The following is a 21,358-nucleotide window of genomic DNA, read 5'->3' as shown; positions in this document are numbered from 1 at the left end:
CGTGGCTCCCCCACCCCGCCAAGGGCCGCGACGCGGGATTTACGCGGGTCGGTTGATCGCCGCCGTGCCGAGGGCGAGGTCGGTGAGGCCCTGGCCGCGCCCGAGCCCGATCATCAGGGCGATGGAGAGGAGCTGGATCGGCAGCACCGCCACCGAGACGGTGTAGCCCAGCACGTGCAGGAAGGCGGTCAACGGGTCCAGCCGGGCGCCGTCGCGGTCGCGGATGGTGATCGACATCAGCCGCATCCCCCAGGTGGCCGAGCCGCCCGCCATCGTCGCCCAGCGGTAGAGGAAGCCGACCATCAGCCAGAGCACCGGCCACCAGAAGACCGCCGTGAAGGCGGTGAAGGGCAGCGCCAGCAGGCAGAGCGCCAGCGTCACGCCGGCGTCCACGACCCAGGCGAGGCCGCGCTTGACGGTGACGCCCGCATAGAAGTCGGGCTCGCGCGCCGGGTCGGGCAGGCCGTGGAGCACCGGGGCGGGGCGGAGGGCGTAGCGGGCGGTCATGGCGAGGGATCCCTGTGGCATGGGGAAGGGCGGGGAGGTCCCGCCCGTCGAAGGGGGATGTGGGGACCCAGTAGGGTCCCCGCAAGCGTCAGGCGGCGTCGGGCTGATCCGGGCCGGAGTCGCGGGCCTTGCGGGCGCGGTCGTCCATGAACTGGTCGAACTCGGCCTTGTCCTTGGCCTCGCGCAGGCGGGTCAGGAAGTCCTCGAAGGCGCGCTGCTCGTCCTCCAGGCGGCGGAGGGTCTCGGCCTTGTAGGCGTCGAAGGCGGCGTTGCCCGAGGGGCGCATCGCCATGCGGGCGGACTGGAAGGCGTCATGACGGTCGCGGCGCGAGGCGCAGCCCCAGGACTGGCGGTTGTGGCGGGAGAACATGCGTCCGGTTCCGATGCTGAAGAGGAGGAGGGCCACGCCCAGCGGCGGGGCGAGAACGAAGGCGGCGAGGGTGACGGCGATCCAGGCCTTGCGGCCGTGGCCATCGAGCCAGGACACCGCCTGGCCGAAGCCGGACCAGACCTGTCCGAGGACGGAGGGCCTGCCGGGGCGCCGGTAGTCGGCGGACGTGGAAAGGTCGGTCATGGATGGCTCCTTTGGGGCCGGGTTGATGTGAACATCTTTCACATCGAGAAGATGGGAAAGGCGGCCCTGGCAATCAAGGGCGAATGTGAACGAGTTTCACATTCGAGTCCGCCCGATGGGCGTCCTTGGCGGAAAGTTGCCGGCCGTGCTTGGTTGACCTTCGGCGGCGGGCCGGGAACAGTCCGCCGCATGACCGCCCTCCGCGACCGCCTGTCCCGCGTGCCCCGTCCCTTCGACCCCGAGCGCGGGGCACGCGCCGTCCCGCCCTGGGCCGCGGGGCCGGTGCGCGACCTCCTGCTCGGCGCGGCGGGAGGTAGCCCGTTCCTCGCCGACCTCCTGACGCGCGAGGGGGACTGGCTCGGCCCGGCGCTGGACGACCCCGAGGCGGCGTTGGCGGCGGCGCTGTCCGAGGTGCCCGAGGGGCCGCCCGAAGCGCTCGGCCCCGCGCTGCGGCGGGCCAAGCGGCGTGTGGCGCTGCTGGCGGGGCTGATGGACCTGGGGGGCGCGTGGGAGCTGGAGGCGGTGACGGGCGCGTTGACGCGGCTCGCCGACCTGGCGGTGGACCGGGCGATCCGGGCGCTGGTGGCCGAGGGGATCGCGCGGGGGCGGCTGCCGGGGCTGGGGCCGGGGGACGCCGGGACGGCGGGGGGGATGGTCGCGCTCGCCATGGGGAAGATGGGGGCGGGGGAGCTGAACTATTCCAGCGACATCGACCTCGTGTGCCTGTTCGACGAGACGCGGGTGTCGCGCGAGGATTATCCGGGGCTGCGGGCGGGGTTCGTCAAGGTCACGCGGGCGATGACGGCGATGCTCCAGGACCGCAGCGACGGCTACGTGTTCCGCGTGGACCTGCGGCTGCGTCCCGACGCCGCCGTGACCCCGGTCTGCATGGCGATGGCGGGCGCCGAGGCCTATTACGAGAGCCTCGGGCGGACCTGGGAGCGGGCGGCCTACATCAAGGCGCGGCCCTGCGGGGGCGACGTGGCGGCGGGCGGGCGCTTCCTCGACACGCTGCGGCCCTTCGTCTGGCGCAAGCATCTCGACTTCGCGGCGATCCAGGACGCCCATGACATGCGGCTGAGGATTCGCGACCACAAGGGGCTTGGCGGGCCGTTCTCCCTGGAGGGGCACAACCTCAAGCTCGGGCGCGGCGGCATCCGCGAGATCGAGTTCTTCACGCAGACGCGCCAGCTCATCGCCGGAGGGCGCGACCCGTCGCTGCGGGTGCGCGGCACCGTCGAGGGATTGGGGCGGCTGGCGGCGGCGGGCTGGGTGCCCCAAGACGTGACGGACCGGCTGGCCGCGCATTACCGCCGCCTGCGCGAAGTGGAGCACCGCGTGCAGATGGTGGCCGACCAGCAGACCCACGACTTGCCTGCGACGCCCGAGGGCTGGGACCGGCTGGCGGCGCTGATGGGCGAGGAGGAGGTCGCGCTGCGCCGCGACCTGACGGCGCGGCTGGAGGAGGTGCACGAGTTGACCGAGGGCTTCTTCGCCCCCGGCCAGCCGCCGCGCCCGCCCGAGGACGGCTTCGGCGCGGAGGTCACGGCCCGCTGGCCGACCTATCCAGCGCTGCGGTCGCCGCGCGCCGTCGAGATCTTCAACCGTCTCCGCCCCGAGATCCTGCGCCGCCTGCGCGAGGCCGCCCAGCCCGAGGAGGCGCTGGCGAGCTTCGACCAGTTCCTCGCCGGGCTGCCCGCCGGGGTGCAGCTCTTCTCCTTGTTCGAGGCGAATCCGGACCTCCTGCGCCTGCTGGTGGAGATCGCCGCGACCTCGCCGGCGCTGGCGCGCTACCTGTCGCGCAACGCGGGCGTGCTCGACGCGGTGATCGCGGGGAGCTTCTTCGAACCTTGGCCGGGGCGTGGAGGGTTGATGGCCTCGCTCGACCGCCCGCTTGCCGAAGCAGGGGATTACGAGGCGAAGCTCATCGCCGTGCGGCGCTGGATGAAGGACTGGTGGTTCCGCATCGGCGTCCACCATCTCCAGGGGCTGACCGGCCCGGACGAGGCCGGCGCGCATCATGCCGACCTCGCCGAGGCGGTGCTGGCCCGCGTCCTGCCGCTGGTGGCCGGCGAGTTCGCGCGCCGCCACGGCTCGGGCCCCGGCTGGGGGGCGGTGGTGCTGGGGATGGGGTCGCTGGGGGTGGGGCGGCTCTCGGCGTCCTCGGACCTGGACCTGATCGTGATCTACGACTCCGGGACCGCGGAGGCCTCGGACGGGCCGCGCCCGCTCGCCGCGCGGCCCTACTTCGCCCGGCTGACGCAGGCGCTGGTCACGGCGCTGTCGGCCCCCATGGCCGAGGGGCGGCTCTACGAGGTCGACATGCGCCTGCGCCCGTCGGGGCGGCAGGGGCCGGTGGCGACCTCCTGGGCGTCGTTCCAGGGCTACCAGCGCGAGGAGGCCTGGACTTGGGAGCATCTGGCGCTGACCCGCGCCCGCGTCGTCGCCGGGGCGGGCGAGGGGGCCGAACGGCTGGCGGCCGAGGTGGAGGCGTTCCGCCGGGAGCTGATCGCGGGCCGCCGGGGCGATCCGCGCGTCGCGCCGGACGTGGCCGAGATGCGGGCGCGTCTGGCGCAGGGCAAGGCGGGCGAGGGAATCTGGGACCCCAAGTCCGGCCCCGGCCGGCTCCGCGACATCGAGCTGTTCGCGCAGGGGCTCGCGCTGCGGGCAGGGTCGCCCGAGCGTTCGACGCCCGACCAGCTTGCCGCCGGGCAGGCGGCGGGGCTGATCGGCGAGGCCGAGGCCCGGCATCTCGAACGTGCGGCCGCCCTGTTCTGGACCGTGCAGGCGGCGACGCGGCTGCTGACCGAGGGCGCTCTCGACCCCGCGCGGCTGGGCGAGGGCGGGCGGCGGTTCCTGCTGCGCGAGACGGGGGAGCCCAGCCTCCCCGCGCTGGAGGCCCGCCTCGCCGCCGAGGCGAGGGACGCGGCCGGGACGATCGAGGCCGGACTGGAGGCGACAGCATGACCGACCGCGACCCGCACGACCCCAAGGGCCTCGTCCGCGAGGCCTACCGCATCGACGGCATCACCGAGGGGGAGTGCCGCTCGATCTTCCTCGACTGGGCCCTGTCGCTGCCCGAGGGCGCCGATCCACGCCCGGCGGTGACGGCGCTCCTCGATCGCCACGGGACGGACCACCCTATGACCGGGGTGCTGCGCGCCGCGCTCGCCCGTCCCGAGCCCCCCCGACGCCGGGGCGGCCGGGCCGGCCGCCTGTCGCCCTGAGATGGCCCATCAACGTGGCCCAAATACGCAAGCGACTCCTCCGCACGGGCGCCGCCGGACGTGAGGCTCCCTTGACCGTCCCGCCCCGAGAGGCGAGAGGGTCGCCATGATCCCCGAGGACCGCCTCCACGACATCGCCCGCCGCCACGCCTTCCTGGAGGCGCGGATGCAGGCGGGCCTGCCGCCCGCCGAGATCGCCGCCGTCTCGCGCGAGTGGTCCGAGCTGAAGCCGGTGGTCGAGGCCGCCGAGGCCTGGCGCGCGCTGGCCCGCGAGATGGCGGAAACGGAGGCGATGTTGGCCGACCCCGACCTCCGCGCGCTGGCCGAGGAAGAGCTGCCCGCCCTGCGCGGCCGGCTGGCCGAGCGGGAGCGGGCGCTCCAGGTCGCGCTCCTGCCCCGCGACGCCGCCGACGCCCGGCCCGCCATGCTGGAGATCCGGCCCGGGACGGGGGGCGAGGAGGCGGCGCTCTTCGCCGCCGACCTCGCGCGGATGTACCAGCGTTACGTTGAATCGCAGGGCTGGCGCTTCGAGGTGGTGGAGGAGCAGGCGACCGACCTTGGCGGGTTGCGGGAGCTGGTGGCGCGGATCGAGGGCGAGGGCGTCTTCGCCCGGCTGAAATACGAGAGCGGCGTCCACCGGGTCCAGCGCGTGCCCGCGACCGAGGCCTCCGGGCGCATCCACACCTCGGCCGCGACGGTGGCCGTGCTGCCCGAGGCCGAGGAGGTGGACGTGCGGATCGACCCCGCCGACCTGCGGATCGACACGATGCGGTCGTCGGGCGCGGGCGGGCAGCACGTCAACACCACCGATTCGGCGGTGCGGATCACCCACATCCCCAGCGGGATCGTCGTCACCTCCTCGCAGAAGTCGCAGCACCGCAACCGAGACCTCGCGATGCAGGTGCTCCGCGCGCGGCTCTTCGAGATGGAGCGCGAGCGGGTGCAGGGCGCACGCTCGGCCGATCGCAAGTCGCAGATCGGCTCGGGCGACCGGAGCGAGCGAATCCGCACCTACAACGTGCCGCAGGGACGGCTGACCGACCATCGCATCGGCCTTACGCTCTACCGGCTGGACCAGATCCTCGCCGGCGACATGGACGAGGTGATCGACGCGCTGACCGCCCACGCGCAGGCCGAGGCGCTCGCGGGGATGGGGTCGTGACCGCCACACCCGCGCGCCGGGGGCCGAGTGCGGAATGCGTATTTGGGCCAAGTTGATGGGACAGGCCCGATGACCGGGGCCGAGGCGCTGGCGCGGGGCATCCGCCGGCTGCGCGAGGCCGGGGTGCCGGAGCCGGCGGGGGACGCGCGGCGGCTCCTCGCGCGGGCGCTGGGGATAGCGCCGGGGCGGCTGACCTTGGTTCTATCGGAACCTATCCTGACCAGCCGATCAGAGGCTTACGACGCGCTCCTCCTGGAGCGCGCGAAGCGGCGGCCGGTGTCGCAGCTCCTGGGGACGCGGGCCTTCTGGGGGCGTGGCTTCCTCGTGACCGGCGACGTGCTCGATCCCCGGCCCGAGACCGAGGTCCTGGTCGCCGCCGCGCTGGAGGAGCCTTACGCCCGCGTGCTCGACCTCGGGACCGGGACGGGCTGCATCCTGCTGACCCTGCTGGCCGAGCGGCCCGAGGCGACGGGGCTGGGCCTGGACCTGTCCCCCGCCGCGCTGGCCGTGGCGGCGCGCAACGCCGATGCGCTGGGCCTGCGCGATCGCGCCGAGCTGCGGGAGTCGGACTGGTTCGCGGCGGCCGGGGGGCGGTTCGACCTCGTCGTCTCGAACCCGCCCTACATCGCCCGCGACGAGATGCCGGGCCTGGAGCCCGAGGTCCGTGACTGGGAGCCGCGCCTCGCGCTGACCGACGAGGGGGACGGGCTGGGCGCCTACCGCGCCATCCTGGCGGGCGCGGGCGCGCATCTCGCGCCCGGCGGGCGGCTGATCGTCGAGCACGGCCCGACTCAGGCGGGGGCCATCGCCGCCCTCGGCGCGGCGCATGGCTTCGCCGCGCCCGAGATGCGGCGCGACCTCGACGGGCGCGACCGTGTGTGTCTTTTCCGCGTGCCTTGATTGTCCCTTTGCTGCGCCCCATATGTCCGTGAACGGATTCACCCTTGCCCCCGCGTCCGCCGCGTGCTTAGTGGCGCGCAGCGGACGGGCTGCGGACAGCGGGCGATAGGGCGTCGCCTTCTTCCCCCGTGCGGAGCGTCGCCTTCACATCCCTTGGCCGGTCCTTCCCTCGTGGGCGCCTTTGGCGTGGACCGGGCCCGGAGCGTCAAGCACAATACCTGGAACAGACAGGCCCCATGAGATCCTCCAAGCAGCGGCAACGCAACAAGCAGAACCGCAACAACCGCCCCACGGGCGGCAACATCATCAACCGCGTGTTCGATAGCTCGGGGCCCGAGGGCAAGGTGCGCGGCACCCCCCAGCAGATCATCGAGAAATACACGCAGCTCCACCGCGACGCCCAACTCGCGGGGGACCGCGTGAACGCGGAGAACTTCGCCCAGCACGCCGAGCACTACACGCGGATGCTCGCCGAGGCGATGCGCGACGTGGAGCGCGCCCGCGAGGAGCAGGAGCAGTTCCACCGCGACCGCCAGCAGGAGCGCGAGCGGCAGATGGAGCAGAGCCGCGAGCAGCAGCAGCAGCGGGATCAGCAGCGCGAGCGCGACCAGCAGCGCGAGAGGGAGCGCGAGCGCGCCCTCCGCTTCCGGCCGGCCGAGGAGGCACCCGCCGCTCCGCCGCCGCTGGACACGGAGCCGTCGTTCCTCAGCCAGCCGCTGTTTCCCATGCTGGTGGCCCAGCCCGAGGATGACGTCGCGCAGGTCGTGGGCCTCGTGGACACCCCCGAGGAGCGCGCGCCCCGGCGGGATCGTCCGCGCCGCGACGGCGAGCGTCGCCGTCCCTCCCGCGCCGAGGAGCCTGCGCCCGCCCCGGTGGCGGCCGAGCCCGTGACCGAGGCAGCGGCGACCCCCGCCGAGGCCGAGGCGGCGGCCCCGCGCCCGCGCCGCCCGCGCAAGCCGCGCGCCCCCCGCGCCGAGGCGTCCGCGACCTCCGACGCGGCGGAATGAACTGACGGCTGATCGTTGTGTGGGACTGGGCGGGGGTTTCCCCGCCCTTAGTCGTTTCCGTCGAGGCTGCGGGCCAGGGCGCAGAAGCCCTCCAAGGGCACCTGCTCGGCCCGTTCGGTGGGGGGGATGCCGACCGCCACCAGATGCGCCTCGATGTCGGGGCTGAGCGACTTCAGCGACGATCGCAGCATCTTGCGCCGCTGGCCGAAGGCCGCCGCCGTCACCAAGGCCAGAGTCCGGGCCCTCGCCGGGAACCGCGGGGCAGGCAGGGCATCGAGATGCACCACCGCCGAGGAGACCTTGGGCGGGGGGACGAAGGCCTGCGGGGGCAGGTCGAGCACGATGCGAGGCGTCGCGCGCCACTGCGCCAGGATCGCGAGGCGCCCATAGGCGTCGTCCCCGGCCTGGGCGGTGATGCGCTGCGCCACCTCGCGCTGGAACATCAGCGTGAGAGAGATCCAGAATGGCGGCCATTCGGGCGGGGTGAGCCAGCGGACCAGAAGCTCGGTGCCGACGTTGTAGGGCAGGTTCGCCACGACCCGGACCGGGGCCGTCAGTCGGCCCGACAGGTCCACCGCCAGGGCGTCGCCCTCGATCACCTCCAGGCGGCCGGGGTAGTGCGCGGCGACCTCGGCCAGGGCGGGGAGGCAGCGCGCGTCCTTCTCGACCGCGACCACCTTGCGCGCGCCCTCGGCCAGGAGGCCGCGCGTCAGGCCGCCGGGGCCGGGGCCGACCTCCAGCACGTCGCAGGCGGTCAGGTCGCCCGCCGCCCGCGCGATCCGCGCGGTGATGTTGAGGTCGAGGATGAAGTTCTGCCCCAGCGCCTTCTTGGCCGAAAGCCCGTGCGTCGCGATCACGTCGCGCAGCGGCGGCAACCCGTCTAGCGCCGCCATGGGGTGCCCCGATTCGCCACCAGCCGCCCGGCCAGATCCAGCGCCGCGATCATCGACCGGGGGTCGGCCGCGCCTTGCCCGGCGATGCCGAAGGCGGTGCCATGGTCGGGCGAGGTCCGTACGAAGGGCAGGCCCGCCGTCACGTTCACCCCGCGCGCGAAGTCGATGGTCTTGATCGGGATCAGCGCCTGGTCGTGATACATGCAGACGGCGGCGTCGTAGCCCGCCCGCGCCTCGGCGTGGAACATCGTGTCGGCGGGGAAGGGGCCGCGAAGGTCCATCCCCTCGGCGCGCAGGCGGGCCAGCAGCGGACGGATCATCGCGATCTCCTCTCCGCCCATCAGCCCATCCTCGCCCGCGTGGGGGTTGAGCCCAGCCACGGCGATGCGCGGCGCGGGCAGGCCCCAGTCGTCGCGGAGCGCGGCGTGGGTCACGCGCAGCACCCGTTCCAGCAGGCCGGCGGTCAGGCGGCGCGGCACCTCGGCCAGCGCGACGTGGATGGTGGCGGGGACGACGCGCAGCCCCTCGCAGGCCAGCATCATCACCACGTCGGCATCGTCGGCCAGATGGGCCAGATATTCCGTGTGGCCGGGATGGGAGAAGCCCGCGCCCGCCACCAGCGCCGCCTTGGAGATCGGCGCGGTGCAGAGCGCCGAGGCGCGGCCGGCGCGGATCAGGTCCACCGCGCAGGCGATGGCGTCGATCACGCCTTGGGCATGGGCGGGGTTCGGCTGGCCCGGCACGGCGGGCGGGCCGAAGTCGCGCGCCAGCACGGGCAGGGCGGTGACTGATGCCTCCCGCGCCTCCTCCGGCCCCTCGACCAGGGCGACCGGGGTGCCGGGGGGCAGGTGACGCGGGTCGCCGATCCAGAGCACGGGGCGGCGCAGGGCGTTCCAGGCCTTGGCGGCGACCTCGGGCCCGATCCCGGCGGGCTCGCCGCAGGAGATGACGGTGGTCATTCGCCCACGATGGTGGCCGAGGCGCGCAGGTCGGCGAGCAGCGCGTCGGCATAGGCCTGAAGCCGGGTCCCCTGGAGCGCGGTGGTCACCCCCGCGCGGTCGCTCGCGCCCTCGGGCAGCGGATAGGTGCGGCCGCAGAGCACGGTGAGGAGCAGCGCGCCGTCCGTGTCGGTGCGGCCCCAGGTGGCCTCGCCGGGGTCGAGCGTGGCGAGGTCGAGCGCCACCTCGGCCGGGAGGGCGGCGGGAGCGACCGACTGTCGCGCGATGCTGGCCGGGGGCAGGCCCAGGCCGAAGAGGTCGGTGCAGGTGTCGGTCGCGGCGTCGATCCGCGCCGCCAGCGCCAGCGCCTCGGGAGAGCGGCCGCCGGGGATGCGGACCATGGCGTAATCGACCGACTCGGGCTGCGCCGTCGGCGCCGCGCCCTGCCGCAGGTCGCGGAGCTGGAGGAGCGCCACCGCCCCCTGGAGCGTCAGGGGGGCCGTCACCTCGCCGGGCCGAAGCGCCAGCAGGACCTCGCCCAGCGCCTCGGGGTAGTTGGAGAGCGGCGACCAGTCGAGCCGCCCGCCGTTCTCGGCCGAGGCCACGGCCGAGACCTCTCGCGCCGCCGCCTCGAACTCGGCGGTGGTGCCGACCTGGGCGATGCGGCGGGCCAGAGCCAGCGCCTGGGCCTCCTGGCCGGGCGGGGCGGGGATGATGATCTCGGACAGCAGCACCTCGATGCCCTGCGACTGCGTGGTTCGCTGGGCGAGCGCCTGATCCACCTCGGGCTCGGTCACCTCCACGTCGTCGCCGAAGCGGGCGCGGACGTAGTCGCGCCACGCGACGTTGGTCGCCACGTAGTCGCGCAGCGTCTCGGGCGCGATCCCCTCGGCGCCGAGCTGGGCCGTGAACTCCTCGCCGGACACGCCGGCGCGGGCGGCGAAGTCGTCGATGGCCCGGGCCAGCGTCGGCTCGTCCAGCACGACGCCCCGCCGCTCCAGCTCCTGCTGCTTGAGCCGGTCCTCGACGAGCTGGGTCCGCGCCTCCTCGGGCAGGTCTCCCGGCGTGTTGAACGCCTGGAGGAGCCGGATGCGCTGGTCGATCTCCCAGCCGGTCACGGCCCCGTCGTTGACCACGATCACGGCGGAGAACAGCCCCTCCTGCGCCACCAGGGGGCCGGACAGGGCCAAGGCGACGCAAAGCGCCCGCAGGAAGGTTTGGGTCGTCATGTCGCCGTCGCTCCTCTCTCAGCCCCGGCACCGGCCGGGGGTCACCCGCGCCTGCCGGCCGGCCGAGAAGCCGTTGAGATTGACCGAAAGCCCGAAGTCGGTCGAGGGCTCCGTGTCGTCGGAGGAGGTGTAGCGGCGCGAGACGGAGACGTCCACCTCCACGCATTCGCTCCGCCAGCCGAGGTCCAGGCCGGCCCGTGCCGGGGTGCCGCTGGCCACGTCGTATCGGGTGCCGATGCCGAGGGTCCACCGCGCCGAGGGCCGCCATTCCGCGTCCACCGTCCATTCGGCGGCAAGGTCCGCGCGGTCCTCGGCCGCGTCGGCGGGCAGGAACAGGTAGGCGGCCGAGAGGGAAACCGCGCGGTTGGCCCAGCCGACCCGCGCCTCGGACTTGCCGATCTCTCCCGCCTCCAGCAGCGTCCGCGCGTCGAGAGCGAAGCCCCCCGCGAGGTCGAGCTGACCGCTCAGGAGCCAGTCCGAGGCGGTGCCGCCCAGGCCCGAGGCCCCGGAGGCGTCGAGCGGTTCCGTCCGCAGCACCCGCCCCAAGGCGAGCGTCGAGGCATAGCCCTGGCCCGTCCGCGTCCAGGCGAGGCCGAGCGACAGCCGCCCGCCGGCCTCCACCTCGTCCTCGCCGGGCAGGCGGGAGAGCGCGAAGAGGTTGGCCTCGTCGAGCTCGGGCAGGCGCGAGTCCTCGTCCGGCGGCTCGTCGCCCCAGGCGGCCTGCCAACCCAGGGAGGCCACGGGCTCCAGGAGATCCGCCGCCGTCCCCGAGCGCCGGACCAGCGGCCAGCGCAGCGTCGCCGCCGCCCCGGGCGCGGCGCGGAACAGGGGGTCGGGATAGGAGTCGTCGTCCGTCACGCGCCAGGCGTCCAGCGCGCCCCGGACCTCGCCCTCCAGCAGCAGCCCCGGACCCAGCACCCGGTCGCCCCGCCACTCGGCCATGGCCCCGGCCCGCGTCACGTCGCGCGCCGCGTCCCCCGACCCGTCCCCCGTCCGCAGGAAGCCGTCGGCCGCCGCGCCCCAGGTCAGCGTCCCGCCGCCTGCGTCCCGCCGCCGTTCCCAGGACAGGCGCCCCAGCACCGGCGGCAGCGACTCCTCGTCCTCCTCGTCGCGCAGCGACCGGATGTGCGTGACCTCGGCCTCCAGCAGCGAACCGGCCGTGACCCGGCTTAGCCGCAGGCTCGATTCGAGCCGGTCCGCGTCGGACTGGCCGTAGTCGAGCAGATAGGCCTCGTCGCTGACCGCCGTCCCCTCGAAGGTCAGGTCCACCCGGTCGGTCAGCCGGAACCGCCCCTCGGCGGCGAGGTAGCCGCGCGCCTCGTCCTCGAGGTCGTCCCGGCTCGCCGCGCCGTCCATCTCCAGCTCGCCCGACAGGAAGGCCTGCCGGTAGCGCGTCTCCAGCGTCATCGTCCGGCTGGAGACATAGGGCGTCAGCGTCACGTCCCGGCTCGGCCCCAGCTCCACGAAGACGGGGAGCTTCACCCCGAAGCCCAGCCGGTCCGTGGTGCGGATGCGCGGGATGAGGAGGCCCGTCGCCCGCGCGTTCCCCGGATCGGGCAGGCGCATCCGGGGCACCCAGAGGATCGGGACCCCCCGGACCAGGACCCGGGCGTTCTCGAAATAAAGCTGCTCCGCCGCCTCGTCGTGGATCACCTGCTCGGCCCGGATCTCCCAGAGCGGCGCGCGGCCCGCGCAGACCCGGCACGAGGTCACCGCCGTCCCGGTCAGCGCCGTGAGCCCGCCCACGCGGTCCAGCCGGTTCGCCGCAAGCTGGAGTTGCCGGTCGAGCACCAGCCGCGCCCCGCGCAGGAGCCCGTCCTCGAGCCGGGGGTCCAGCTCCGCCCGCTCGGCCGTGACGACCGTGCCTTGCGGGTCGCGGATCAGGATGGGCCCGGCGATGAGGAGCCGCTCCGTGGCGGGGTCGTAGGCGACCTCGGCCGCCGAAAGGACGATCCCCTCGTGGTAGGCCTGGACATTGCCGCTCGCCACCAGCCGCCCGCCTTCGGTGACCACGAGGCTGTCGGCCACCAGCACCGCCGCTTCCTGCGCGCGGACGGGCAGGGCGAGGAGCAGGAGGAGCGCGAGGAGGAGCCGCCTCATCCTTCCTCCAGGTGCAGCAGGAGCCCGAGCGCGAGCCCGATGGCGGCGAGAGGCGGCGTCCAGGCGGCAAGCGCCGGCGGGATCTGCCCGGCCTCGCCCAGGATCTGCGACAGGCTGCGCAGGAAGTAGACGCCGAAGCCCGTCAGCACCGCGCCCAGCACCATCACCCCCGTCCGCCGCCCGCGCTGATGGTGCATGGTGAAGCCCGCCGCCACCAGCACCATCGCCAGCAGAACGACCGGCTGCGCCAGCTCGATCTGGAGGAAGACCCTGTGCCGCTGCGCCGCGAAGCCCGCCTCCTCCAGCCGCTCGATGAAGCGCGGCAGCTCCCAGATCGGGATGGAGGAGGGCTCGCCGAAGCTGTCGCGGATCTGGTTCGCCGTCAGCGGCGAGGGAAGGGTCCAGCTCGGATGCAACCGCGCTTCCGCCTCCGGGTTGGCGGCGTCGAGCGGCCAGACCTTGGCCTCCTCCAGCACCCATTCCCCGCCCGAGAGCCGGGCCGCGCGCGCCTCGATCCGCTGGCGCGGCCGCCCGTCCTCGCCATAGGCCAGGAAAGTCACTCCCGAGAGCGCGGTGCCGTCGAGGTTCGACCGCTCGGCCCGGATCACCGTGGGACCGTTCGCGCCGCCCTGCCGGAGCCAGAGCCCGTCATCGGACAGGGCCAGCGCCGCCTCCTCGCCATCCAGGCGGTCGAGGCGCGATTCGTATTCGCGCGAGGTGGCGGCGACGATGGGGTTGAAGGCCGCGACCGCCACCGCCCCCAGGACCAGCGCCACCACCGATGGCCCCAGGAGGGCCCGCAGCGCCGACCGGCCCGCCCCGCGCGTGACCACCAGCTCGGACGACCGCGCGAGGCCGAGGAACAGCACGATGGCCGCGACGATCGTCACCAGCGGCAGGATCTCGTAGAGTCCCGACGGCACGTTGAGGAGCACCAGGGCCAGCACGCCGCCCAGGCCCCCCGCGTCGTCCGAATGCCGCCGCGCCTGATCCACGAGGTCGATCAGCGCCAGGAGTCCGAAGAACAGGGCCAGCGTGCCGATCCAGCTCCGCAGGAAGCGCCGCGCGAGATAGCGGTCGAGGGTCACGCGGCGGCCTCCGCCGGGACGCGGCGCGGCCGCGCCGCCCACCACAGGAGCGCCGCCGCCGCCAGGAGCCCCGCCAGGGCCGGAAGATAGGTCAGCGGCCAGCGGGCCGGATCCTCGCGCACCAACGGCACCACCGCCGCCTCCACGCCCTTGACGCCGATCACCAGCAGGATCGCCCCTAGCACCTGCCGCCAGACGCCGAAGCGGCTGAACTCCCCCTGGAGCAGGCAGCCCAGCGCGAGCAGCGCCGCCACCGGCGCGAGCAGCGCCTCGGCCACGCGGTCCTGCACCTCGGACCAAAGCTGCGCGCGCGTCCGGCCCATGGCCGCCGCCGCCTCGGGCGTGGCGCGCAGCAGCGCCCAGGTGGAGCTCTCGCGCGAGCTGCGGTTCCCGTCCGAGGCCTCGGGCATCAGCGGCCCCAGGTCGTAGGCCAGGTCCGAGAAGGAGGTGGCGACCAGCCGCTGGCCTTCCGCGAAGAGCCGCTGGACCATGCCGTCCACCATGACGAGCTGCGGCCCCGTCTCGCCCTGCACGAGGTAGGCCCGCGTGGCGGTGTAGGTCACGCCCACGCCCGCGTCGCGGGTGTCCGACAGCAGGAGGCCGCGCAGTTCGCCCTCGGGCGCGATCTCGCGGATGAAGAGCGTCAGCCCGGCGTTGGGAGAGATGAACTCCCCTTCGCGCAGGAGGCGCGCGGTGGCGGTCTCGGCGATCTCGGCCTGCCGGTCGTTGAGCCGGCCGATGGCCGCCGGCGCCAGAACGTGCGACAGCGCCGACATCAGGAGCAGGACGACCAGCCCGAACGCGGCGACGGGCCGCGCCAGCCGCCAGGGCGAGGCCCCGGTCGCCTGCACCACCGTCAGCTCCGAGTCGCCCGACAGCCGCGCCAGCGCGTAGAGCGTGGCCGCGAAGGCCGCGAGCGGCAGCACGAGCCGCACGATGGAGGGCAGCGCCAGCGCCGTCAGTTCCAGGAACACCCAGGCCGACTGGCCGTCCGCGATGAGCTGGTCGAAGAGAAGCACCGCCCGGTTGATCCAGTAGACGAGCACGAGCACCAGCGAGGCCAGCCCGAAGACCGCCAGGAACTGCGACAGCAGGTATCTGTCGATGCGGCCCACCCGTCCGGTCCCTCCCTGCCCGTCCCGCAGGATTAGCCCGGATCTCGGGCGGGTTGAACACTCTTCTGGCCCTTCCCCGGGGGCCGGGCTACCAACGCCCTGTTCCATCCCCCAGCCCCCGGAGCCGCCATGACCGAGCCCGTCGCCATCGACCTCGCTCCCTTCGATGCCCCGGCGCTCGCGCGGGCGCCGGGCCGCATCGCGGTGCTGGTCGAGGCCGAGGGCCGGCCCAACGCCGCCGCGCGGCAGGTGGACCGGCTCGCGCGACGGGCGCTCTCGCGGCTCCTGGCCTCCGAGGCCTGGGCCAAGGCCAAGCCGGGCGAGGCGACGCTCCTCGCCCATCCGGCGGGCCTGGCCTGCGAGGCGCTCCTCGTCGTCAAGGCGCCCCGCAAGCCCGACGCCGGCGAGGCGCGGGCCATCGGCGCCGCCATCGCCAAGGCGCGGGGGGCGGGGGCCCTCACCGTCGTGGCGGCAGGCTTTGCCAGACCCGAGGATCTGGTCCTGGGCCTGACCCTGCGCGCCTACGCCTTCGACGCCCACAAGTCCGCACCTCCCGACCCTGCCCAGCCGGCGACGCTGATGGTGGACGATCCCGGAGCCGTCGCCGCCCGGCTCGGCCCCGCCCGGGCCCGGGCCTCTGGCGTCCTCCTCGCCCGCGACCTCGTGAACGAGCCCGCGAACGTCCTCACCACGACCGAGTTCGCGCGCCGGCTGGAGGCGCTCCGCGACGATGGCCTGGAGGTCGAGGTGCTGGAGGAGGCCGACCTCGAACGGCTGGGGATGCGGCTGATCCTGGCGGTGGGGCAGGGCTCGGCCAGCCCGTCCAAGGTCGTCGTCCTGCGTTGGCGCGGCGGCGGCGAGGCGCCGCCCCTGGCGCTCGTCGGCAAGGGCGTGGTCTTCGATACCGGCGGCATCTCCATCAAGCCCGCAGGGGGCATGGAGGAGATGACCATGGACATGGGCGGCGCGGCGGTGGTGGCGGGAGTCCTGCGGACGCTGGCCCTGCGGAAGGCGCGGGCCAACGTCGTGGGCCTGGTGGGCCTCGTGGAGAACATGCCCTCGGGCACCGCCACCCGTCCCGGCGACGTCGTGAGGTCGATGAAGGGCGACACCGTGGAGATCGTCAACACCGACGCCGAGGGGCGGCTCGTGCTGGCCGACCTGCTCTGGCACGCCCGGGAGCGGTTCGAGCCTGCCGCCATCATCGACCTCGCCACGCTGACGGGCGCGATCATCGTGGCGCTCGGCCACGAGAACGCGGGCCTCTTCTCGAACGACGACGCGCTGGCCGAGGCCCTGCTGGCGGCGGCGCGGTCCGAAGGCGAGGGGGTCTGGCGGATGCCGATGGGCGAGGGCTACGACCGCAAGCTGAGGAGCCGGGTCGCCGACCTGATGAACGTCGGCGGGCGCGACGGCGGGGCGGTCATCGCGGCGCAGTTCCTGCGGCGCTTCGTCCCCGACGGCACGCCCTGGTGCCACCTCGACATCGCCGGGGTGACGCTCGCAAAGGCGGACACCACGCTGGCGCCCAAGGGGGCGACGGGCTGGGGGGTGCGGACGCTCGACCGGCTGGTGGCCGATCGGTACGAGGCGAGGGGGTAGGGGGCTCTGCCCCCCGCGCCTGCGGCGCTCCCCCCTGGATATTTAGGGTCAGAAGAATGGCCGAGGCCTTTTTCTATCAGCTGGGCGGCGACCCGCCCGAGGCGGTGCTGCCCCGGATGCTCGACATGGCGCTCCAGAAAGGCTGGCGCATCGAGCTGCGCGGCCCCGACCGCGCGCGAATGGAGCGGCTCGACCTCCTGCTCTGGGGGCCGGGCGGCGAGTTCCGGCCCCATGGCCTCGCGCACGGCCCGCATGACGATCTCCAGCCGATCCTGCTCACGGCCGGCGAGGGGGTCGGCGGGCGCGACTGCCTGATGGCGCTCGACGGCGCGCCGGTGTCGGAGGCCGAGGCGCAGGCCGCCGCGCGGGTCTGCGTTGTCTTCGACGGCGCCGACCCGGAGGCGCTTGCCACCGCCCGCGCCCAGTGGAAGGCGCTGACCGGCGCGGGGCTCCCCGCCCGCTTCTACGTGCGCGAGGACGGGGCCTGGAGCCTCAGGCAGGAGCGTCCGGCGCGCTGAGCCAGCGCCGCTCGTTGGCCTCGATGGCCGCGATGCGCTCCTCGGTGCGGGGATGGGTCAGGAGCCAGGCGGGCGCGTTCGCCCCACGCCCGGCCATGCGGCCCAGCTTGCGGAACAGCGACTTCTGCGGCCCCGTGCCGATCCCGGCCTTGATGAGCAGGGCCGTGGCATAGGCGTCGGCCTCGTATTCGTCCCGCCGCGACAGCCGCGCGGCCACAAGGCTCATCAGCATCTGCGCCGCCCAGGGGCCGATCCCGGGCAGGAGCCGGCCCAGCACCATCATCAGCCCCATCCGCACGGCGTTCTGCCCGGTGAAGTCGATCATCCTCCGCCGGGCGTGGCCCAGCGCCACGTGGCCCAGCTCGTGGGCGACCACGCTCGCCAGCTCCTCGGCCGTCACCTGGCCCGCGCGGAAGCGGTCGTGGAAGCCGCGCGTCAGGAACACCCGCCCGTCCGCCGACGCGAGCCCGTTCACCATCGGCACGTCGTAGAGGCGCACCCGGATGCGGGGCAGGTCCAGCGCCTCGGCCAGCCGCTGGAACGCCGCGACAAGCACGGGATCCGTCAGCTCCGCCGACCGCTGGTCGAGCGCGCGCGCGGTGCGCCAGGCCATGGCCCGCGCGTAGGCGACGGCGGCCAGGACCATGAGGAGGAGGGGAAGGAACTGGACCACGCCCCCGATATGGGGAGCGCGCCGGCCCCGCTCAAGCCGCGAGGCTGCGCGAGACGATCACGAGGACGAAGACCCCCAGCAGGCCCCCCAGGATCAGGCCCACGCTTGCCCATTGCAGCACGTCGAGCCGCGTCCCGCCGCGCCGCCGCGCGCCCATCGCCCCCAGGAGGGCGCCCAGGACCAGGCCAGCCAAGGGATAGATCATGCGCCCCTCCCCAACCGGGTGCCGCGCCGGACCCCGATCATCCGGCTCGCCGTGGCTATCCCGCGCGGGCCCGCCCGTCCAGAGCCGGCCGGCCCATGGCCAAGGATGCGACAGGATGCCGGCGGACCCGTGGCCGGGCACGATCGTCCTCGGTGCCGTGACGCCGCGGCCACAACGGCGCGCCGCCGCCCCGGCCCAAGTCCCGGTCCCGCCTCGCTCTTGCCCGAACGGTCGAAGTCGCCTCCGGAACGCTCACCAAGTGTTCGCGCCATCAGCCGAAATCGGGTGGTGACAGCATCGGGCCGGACGTGTAGGAGCCCCCTCAGGACAGCAAGGTAAGCCGGATGACTGGTGCCCTTCACGTGCCAGGCTCCGGCCGGACAGGGGAACCGCCATGAAAGCCGAAGTATTCCTGCCGGAGGACTACCGTCCCGCCGAGGACGAGCCGTTCATGAACGATCGGCAGCTCGAATACTTCCGCCGCAAGCTCCACGCCTGGAAGGCCGAGATCCTCCGTGAGTCCCTCGACACCATCGAGGGGATGAAGGATCAGACCCGCAACATCCCTGACATCGCCGACCGCGCCTCCGAGGAGACCGACCGCGCGCTGGAGCTTCGGACCCGCGACCGCCAGCGCAAGCTGGTCGCCAAGATCGACGCCGCGCTCCGCCGCATCGAGGAGGGCGAATACGGCTACTGCGAGATCACCGGCGAGCCCATCTCGCTCAAGCGGCTCGACGCCCGTCCCATCGCCACGATGACCCTCGAGGCGCAGGAGCGGCACGAGCGGCGCGAGAAGGTCCACCGGGACGACTGACTTGGCCGGAGGGCAGGCCCCGCGCGACGTGCTCGTCGCCGGGGGAGGGATCGCCGGGCTGGCCTGCGCGCTGGCCTTCCGTCGGCGGGGCGTTCCTGTGACGGTGCTGGAGCAGGCCCCCGAGATCGGCGAGGTCGGCGCGGGCCTTCAGGTCACCCCCAACGGCGCGGCGGTGCTGCGGGCGTTGGGTCTCGGCCCCGCGCTCGAACAGGCCGGCCTGAGGGCCTTGGCGGTGGAGCCCTTCGACGCGCTCTCGGGCCGCCGCGTCGCCCGCTTCGACCTCACGCGGACGGGGGGCGATTACTGGTTCCTGCACCGCGCCGCGCTGATCGGCCTCCTCCACGACGCCGCCCGCGCCGCCGGGGTGGAGATCCGCATTGGCGCGCGGGTCGAGGCCGTCAGGCCCGACGGCCTGCGCCTCGACGGGGCGACCCTCTCGGCCGACCTAATCGTGGGCGCGGACGGGCTCCATTCCGTGATCCGCCGCCACCTCGCCGGCGGCGACCGGCCTTTCTTCACCGGGCAGGTCGCGTGGCGCGCGCTGGTCGATGCCCCACAGGAGTCCGTCGCCCGCATCTGGATGGCCCCCGGCCGCCACGTCGTCACCTATCCGCTCCGCGACGGCCGCCTGAACCTCGTGGCCGTGCGCGCCGAGTCCGCCTGGACCGAGGAAGGCTGGCATCACGCCGACTCCCCCGATGCGCTGCGCCGCCTGTTTCCCGACGCCGCGCCCGAGCTGGCCCGCATCCTGGCGCGCGTGGAGGAGGTCCGGCGCTGGGGACTCTTCCGCCACCCGGTGCCCGACCATTGGCACGACAACCGCCACGTCATCCTGGGCGACGCCGCCCACCCGACGCTCCCCTTCCTCGCACAAGGCGCGAACCTCGCCCTGGAGGATGCCTGGGTGCTCTCGCGCGAGGCGATGCGGGGCGACCTCGACGCCTACCAGGCGCAGCGCCGCCCCCGCGTGGTCCGCGCCCTCGCGGCGGCCAACGCCAACGCCCGCAACTACCACCTCGCCGGCCCGGCCCGCCGGGTCGCCCATGCGGCGCTGGGTCTTGTCGGCGCGCTTGCGCCCAACGCCTTCCTCGACCGCCTGGGCTGGCTCTACGGCCACGACGTGACGGCTGTCGGATGAGGAAAGGGGGCTAGAAGTTCGCCCCCGCCCGATCGGTCACCCGTTCCAGCACCTGATGCGTCCGCCAGTCCACCCGAAAGGCGTCCGCCCCGATCCGCATGTAGACCCAGCCGTCCGACACCGGCGGCAGCCCGTAATAGTCGGCGTTCAGGATGATCGAGTAGCGCCCGCGCGGCACCAGCTCGCCCACCTGCACGAGCGGCGAGGGGGCCGAACTTCCGCTCCTCGCGCCCGTCCCGGCGGGTGCGTCCAATACCCGGATGCAGCGCGCGCCGGTGCCCTCGGTGCGGCAGGCGGCCCGGGCGGGATCGGGCAAGGCAAGGAAGACCGCCGCGAGCGCGAACGCCGCGGCGAGGGGGCGAGAGGCCATGGACCGGACTCCTGACGGGATCGTGAACTCCCAACGGCGACGATCCGCCAGAGGTTCCGAGCTCCCGCCCGTTCCGCTTGACAGGCCGACTCAGGCGTCGAGGTCGATCCAGACCGGCACATGGTCCGAGGGCTTGGCCCCGCCGCGCGCCTCCTTCTCGATCCAGGCGTCACGCAGGAGGTCCGCCGCCTGCGGGCTCAGCAGGTGGTGGTCGATGCGGATGCCGTTGTCCCGCCCCCAGGCCCCGCGCTGGAAGTCCCAGAAGGAATACACGCCCGCCGCCTGCGTCCGCAGCCGGATCGCGTCGTAGAGGCCGAGGTTCTCCAGCCCCCGGAACGCCGCCCGGGTCGCGGGCAGGAACAGCGCGTCCTCGCGCCAGTTGTCGGGGTTTCGCACGTCGCGCGCCTCGGGGATCACATTGTAGTCCCCCGCCAGCACGACCGGCTCCTCCGACGCGACCAGCGCCTCGGCCCGCGCCCGCATCCGAGCCATCCAGCCCAGCTTGTAGTCGTATTTCGGCCCCGGCGCCGGGTTGCCGTTCGGGAGATACAGCCCGCAGACCCGCACCGCGCGCCTCTCGCCGATCACCGTGCCCTCGATCCAGCGCGCCTGCTCGTCCGATTCGTCGCCGGGCAACCCGCGAACCACGTCGTCCAAGGGCAGCCGCGACAGGATCGCCACGCCGTTGAAGCTCTTCTGCCCGTGGGTCTCCACGCGGTAGCCCAGCCGCTCGATCTCCTCGCGCGGGAAGGCCTCGTCCACGATCTTGATCTCCTGGAGCAGCGCCACGTCGGGCGCCTTCTCCCCGAGCCACGCGGTCACGGTCTCGAACCGGGCCCGGATGCCGTTGATGTTGTAGGTCGCGATCCTCATGCCCGCGACCCTAGCCGTCGCGCCGCGCCGACGGAAGCCGCGCCGGCCGCCTCAGATCGAGAACGACGTCCCGCAGCCGCACGACGCCGTGGCGTTCGGGTTCTCGATCACGAACCGCGCCCCGATCAGCTCCTCCGAGAAGTCGATCCGGGCCTGCGCCAGGAAGGGCAGGGACACCGGGTCCACGACCACCGTCTCCCCTTCGCCGGTCAGGAGGAGATCCTCGTCCTTCGGTTCGTCCAGCGCGATCTCGTACTGGAACCCCGAGCAGCCGCCGCCCGAGACCGCGACCCGCAGCGCCTTGCCCTGCTCGGCCGCGCCGATCTCGGCCAGCCGGGCAAAGGCGCGCGGCGTGACGGTGGGCGGGATCACGGGCATCTGGAACGTCATGGGACAGGGCCTCCGGCAGCGTCTCGGACCCC

Annotated in this window: 22 protein-coding genes; 9 read left to right on the top strand and 13 right to left on the bottom strand. The window is 74.0% G+C overall.

Features of this window, described 5'->3' with window-relative positions; genetic code table 11:
• Positions 1 to 39: 39 nt before the first annotated feature.
• Both J2Z33_RS06560 and J2Z33_RS06555 read right to left on the bottom strand, forming a co-directional pair.
• Positions 40 to 507, bottom strand: coding sequence for an RDD family protein (locus J2Z33_RS06560; protein WP_209839120.1), 468 nt, complete (start codon positions 505 to 507; stop codon positions 40 to 42).
• An 88-nt stretch (positions 508 to 595) separates the two neighbouring features.
• A complete protein-coding gene (locus tag J2Z33_RS06555) occupies positions 596 to 1,081 on the bottom strand; it encodes a DUF2852 domain-containing protein (protein WP_209839118.1) in 486 nt (161 codons plus the stop codon).
• A 189-nt stretch (positions 1,082 to 1,270) separates the two neighbouring features.
• On the opposite strand from J2Z33_RS06555, the gene J2Z33_RS06550 reads away from it, so the two are divergent.
• The 5 genes from J2Z33_RS06550 to J2Z33_RS06530 all read left to right on the top strand — a co-directional run bounded on the left by J2Z33_RS06550 (position 1,271) and on the right by J2Z33_RS06530 (position 7,377).
• Positions 1,271 to 4,048, top strand: a complete 2,778-nt coding sequence (locus tag J2Z33_RS06550; protein WP_209839116.1) for a bifunctional [glutamate--ammonia ligase]-adenylyl-L-tyrosine phosphorylase/[glutamate--ammonia-ligase] adenylyltransferase — start codon at positions 1,271 to 1,273, stop codon at positions 4,046 to 4,048.
• Positions 4,045 to 4,308 carry a hypothetical protein gene (locus tag J2Z33_RS06545; protein WP_209839114.1) on the top strand — a complete coding sequence of 88 codons (264 nt, stop codon included), beginning with the start codon at positions 4,045 to 4,047 and terminating at the stop codon, positions 4,306 to 4,308. The genes J2Z33_RS06550 and J2Z33_RS06545 overlap by 4 nt, the downstream gene beginning before the upstream one ends.
• A 106-nt stretch (positions 4,309 to 4,414) precedes the next feature.
• The gene (gene prfA, locus J2Z33_RS06540) at positions 4,415 to 5,470 is read left to right on the top strand and encodes a peptide chain release factor 1 (RefSeq protein WP_209839112.1); all 1,056 of its coding nucleotides are present in this window, start codon (positions 4,415 to 4,417) and stop codon (positions 5,468 to 5,470) included.
• Positions 5,471 to 5,539: 69 nt separating this feature from the next.
• Positions 5,540 to 6,370 (top strand): peptide chain release factor N(5)-glutamine methyltransferase, encoded by an 831-nt coding sequence (gene prmC / locus J2Z33_RS06535; protein ID WP_209839110.1) that lies wholly within the window; start codon positions 5,540 to 5,542, stop codon positions 6,368 to 6,370.
• 236 nt (positions 6,371 to 6,606) lie between these two features.
• A complete protein-coding gene (locus J2Z33_RS06530; RefSeq protein ID WP_209839108.1) occupies positions 6,607 to 7,377 on the top strand; it encodes a DUF4167 domain-containing protein in 771 nt (256 codons plus the stop codon).
• Between the two features lie 47 nt (positions 7,378 to 7,424).
• Here J2Z33_RS06530 and rsmA read toward each other — a convergent pair whose 3' ends face one another.
• The 6 genes from rsmA to lptF are packed head-to-tail and all read right to left on the bottom strand — an operon-like array spanning position 7,425 to position 14,740.
• The gene (rsmA, locus tag J2Z33_RS06525; protein ID WP_209839106.1) at positions 7,425 to 8,270 is read right to left on the bottom strand and encodes a 16S rRNA (adenine(1518)-N(6)/adenine(1519)-N(6))-dimethyltransferase RsmA; all 846 of its coding nucleotides are present in this window, start codon (positions 8,268 to 8,270) and stop codon (positions 7,425 to 7,427) included.
• A complete protein-coding gene (pdxA, locus tag J2Z33_RS06520) occupies positions 8,258 to 9,229 on the bottom strand; it encodes a 4-hydroxythreonine-4-phosphate dehydrogenase PdxA (RefSeq protein WP_209839104.1) in 972 nt (323 codons plus the stop codon). The genes rsmA and pdxA overlap by 13 nt, the downstream gene beginning before the upstream one ends.
• Positions 9,226 to 10,437: a peptidylprolyl isomerase gene (locus J2Z33_RS06515; protein ID WP_209839102.1), complete on the bottom strand. Its 1,212-nt coding sequence runs from the start codon at positions 10,435 to 10,437 to the stop codon at positions 9,226 to 9,228. Before J2Z33_RS06515 ends, pdxA begins: the two co-directional genes overlap by 4 nt.
• A gap of 18 nt (positions 10,438 to 10,455) precedes the next feature.
• On the bottom strand, positions 10,456 to 12,537 hold the full coding sequence (locus J2Z33_RS06510; protein ID WP_209839100.1) for an LPS-assembly protein LptD: 2,082 nt from the start codon (positions 12,535 to 12,537) through the stop codon (positions 10,456 to 10,458).
• On the bottom strand, positions 12,534 to 13,625 hold the full coding sequence (gene lptG, locus J2Z33_RS06505) for an LPS export ABC transporter permease LptG (RefSeq protein WP_209839098.1): 1,092 nt from the start codon (positions 13,623 to 13,625) through the stop codon (positions 12,534 to 12,536). Before lptG ends, J2Z33_RS06510 begins: the two co-directional genes overlap by 4 nt.
• Positions 13,622 to 14,740 (bottom strand): LPS export ABC transporter permease LptF, encoded by a 1,119-nt coding sequence (lptF, locus tag J2Z33_RS06500; protein ID WP_342454141.1) that lies wholly within the window; start codon positions 14,738 to 14,740, stop codon positions 13,622 to 13,624. The genes lptG and lptF overlap by 4 nt, the downstream gene beginning before the upstream one ends.
• 129 nt (positions 14,741 to 14,869) lie before the next feature.
• On the opposite strand from lptF, the gene J2Z33_RS06495 reads away from it, so the two are divergent.
• Both J2Z33_RS06495 and J2Z33_RS06490 read left to right on the top strand, forming a co-directional pair.
• Positions 14,870 to 16,342, top strand: coding sequence for a leucyl aminopeptidase (locus J2Z33_RS06495; RefSeq protein WP_209839095.1), 1,473 nt, complete (start codon positions 14,870 to 14,872; stop codon positions 16,340 to 16,342).
• Between the two features lie 56 nt (positions 16,343 to 16,398).
• Positions 16,399 to 16,860 (top strand): DNA polymerase III subunit chi, encoded by a 462-nt coding sequence (locus tag J2Z33_RS06490; protein WP_209839093.1) that lies wholly within the window; start codon positions 16,399 to 16,401, stop codon positions 16,858 to 16,860.
• Here the strand turns inward: J2Z33_RS06490 and J2Z33_RS06485 are convergent.
• Positions 16,835 to 17,533, bottom strand: a complete 699-nt coding sequence (locus tag J2Z33_RS06485) for a M48 family metallopeptidase (protein ID WP_209839091.1) — start codon at positions 17,531 to 17,533, stop codon at positions 16,835 to 16,837. The two genes, J2Z33_RS06490 and J2Z33_RS06485, sit on opposite strands and share 26 nt — an antisense overlap.
• 31 nt (positions 17,534 to 17,564) lie before the next feature.
• Positions 17,565 to 17,738 (bottom strand): hypothetical protein, encoded by a 174-nt coding sequence (locus tag J2Z33_RS06480; protein ID WP_209839089.1) that lies wholly within the window; start codon positions 17,736 to 17,738, stop codon positions 17,565 to 17,567.
• A gap of 394 nt (positions 17,739 to 18,132) precedes the next feature.
• On the opposite strand from J2Z33_RS06480, the gene dksA reads away from it, so the two are divergent.
• Both dksA and J2Z33_RS06470 read left to right on the top strand, forming a co-directional pair.
• Positions 18,133 to 18,555 carry an RNA polymerase-binding protein DksA gene (gene dksA, locus J2Z33_RS06475; RefSeq protein WP_209839087.1) on the top strand — a complete coding sequence of 141 codons (423 nt, stop codon included), beginning with the start codon at positions 18,133 to 18,135 and terminating at the stop codon, positions 18,553 to 18,555.
• Between the two features lies 1 nt (position 18,556).
• Positions 18,557 to 19,693 (top strand): FAD-dependent oxidoreductase, encoded by a 1,137-nt coding sequence (locus J2Z33_RS06470; RefSeq protein ID WP_245218618.1) that lies wholly within the window; start codon positions 18,557 to 18,559, stop codon positions 19,691 to 19,693.
• Positions 19,694 to 19,703: 10 nt separating this feature from the next.
• Here the strand turns inward: J2Z33_RS06470 and J2Z33_RS06465 are convergent, their stop codons facing one another.
• From J2Z33_RS06465 to J2Z33_RS06455, 3 genes are all read right to left on the bottom strand, one after another.
• A complete protein-coding gene (locus tag J2Z33_RS06465; protein ID WP_209839085.1) occupies positions 19,704 to 20,063 on the bottom strand; it encodes a hypothetical protein in 360 nt (119 codons plus the stop codon).
• Positions 20,064 to 20,153: 90 nt separating this feature from the next.
• Entirely contained in the window at positions 20,154 to 20,936 is a 783-nt protein-coding gene (gene xth, locus J2Z33_RS06460; RefSeq protein WP_209839083.1) for an exodeoxyribonuclease III, read from the bottom strand.
• Between the two features lie 51 nt (positions 20,937 to 20,987).
• A complete protein-coding gene (locus J2Z33_RS06455; protein WP_209839343.1) occupies positions 20,988 to 21,314 on the bottom strand; it encodes a HesB/IscA family protein in 327 nt (108 codons plus the stop codon).
• Between the last annotated feature and the right edge of the window lie 44 nt (positions 21,315 to 21,358).

The organism is Rubellimicrobium aerolatum, from assembly GCF_017872975.1.
In the GTDB taxonomy this organism is placed as follows: Bacteria; Pseudomonadota; Alphaproteobacteria; order Rhodobacterales; family Rhodobacteraceae; genus Rubellimicrobium; species Rubellimicrobium aerolatum.
This window is presented reverse-complemented; position numbering and strand designations above follow the sequence as displayed.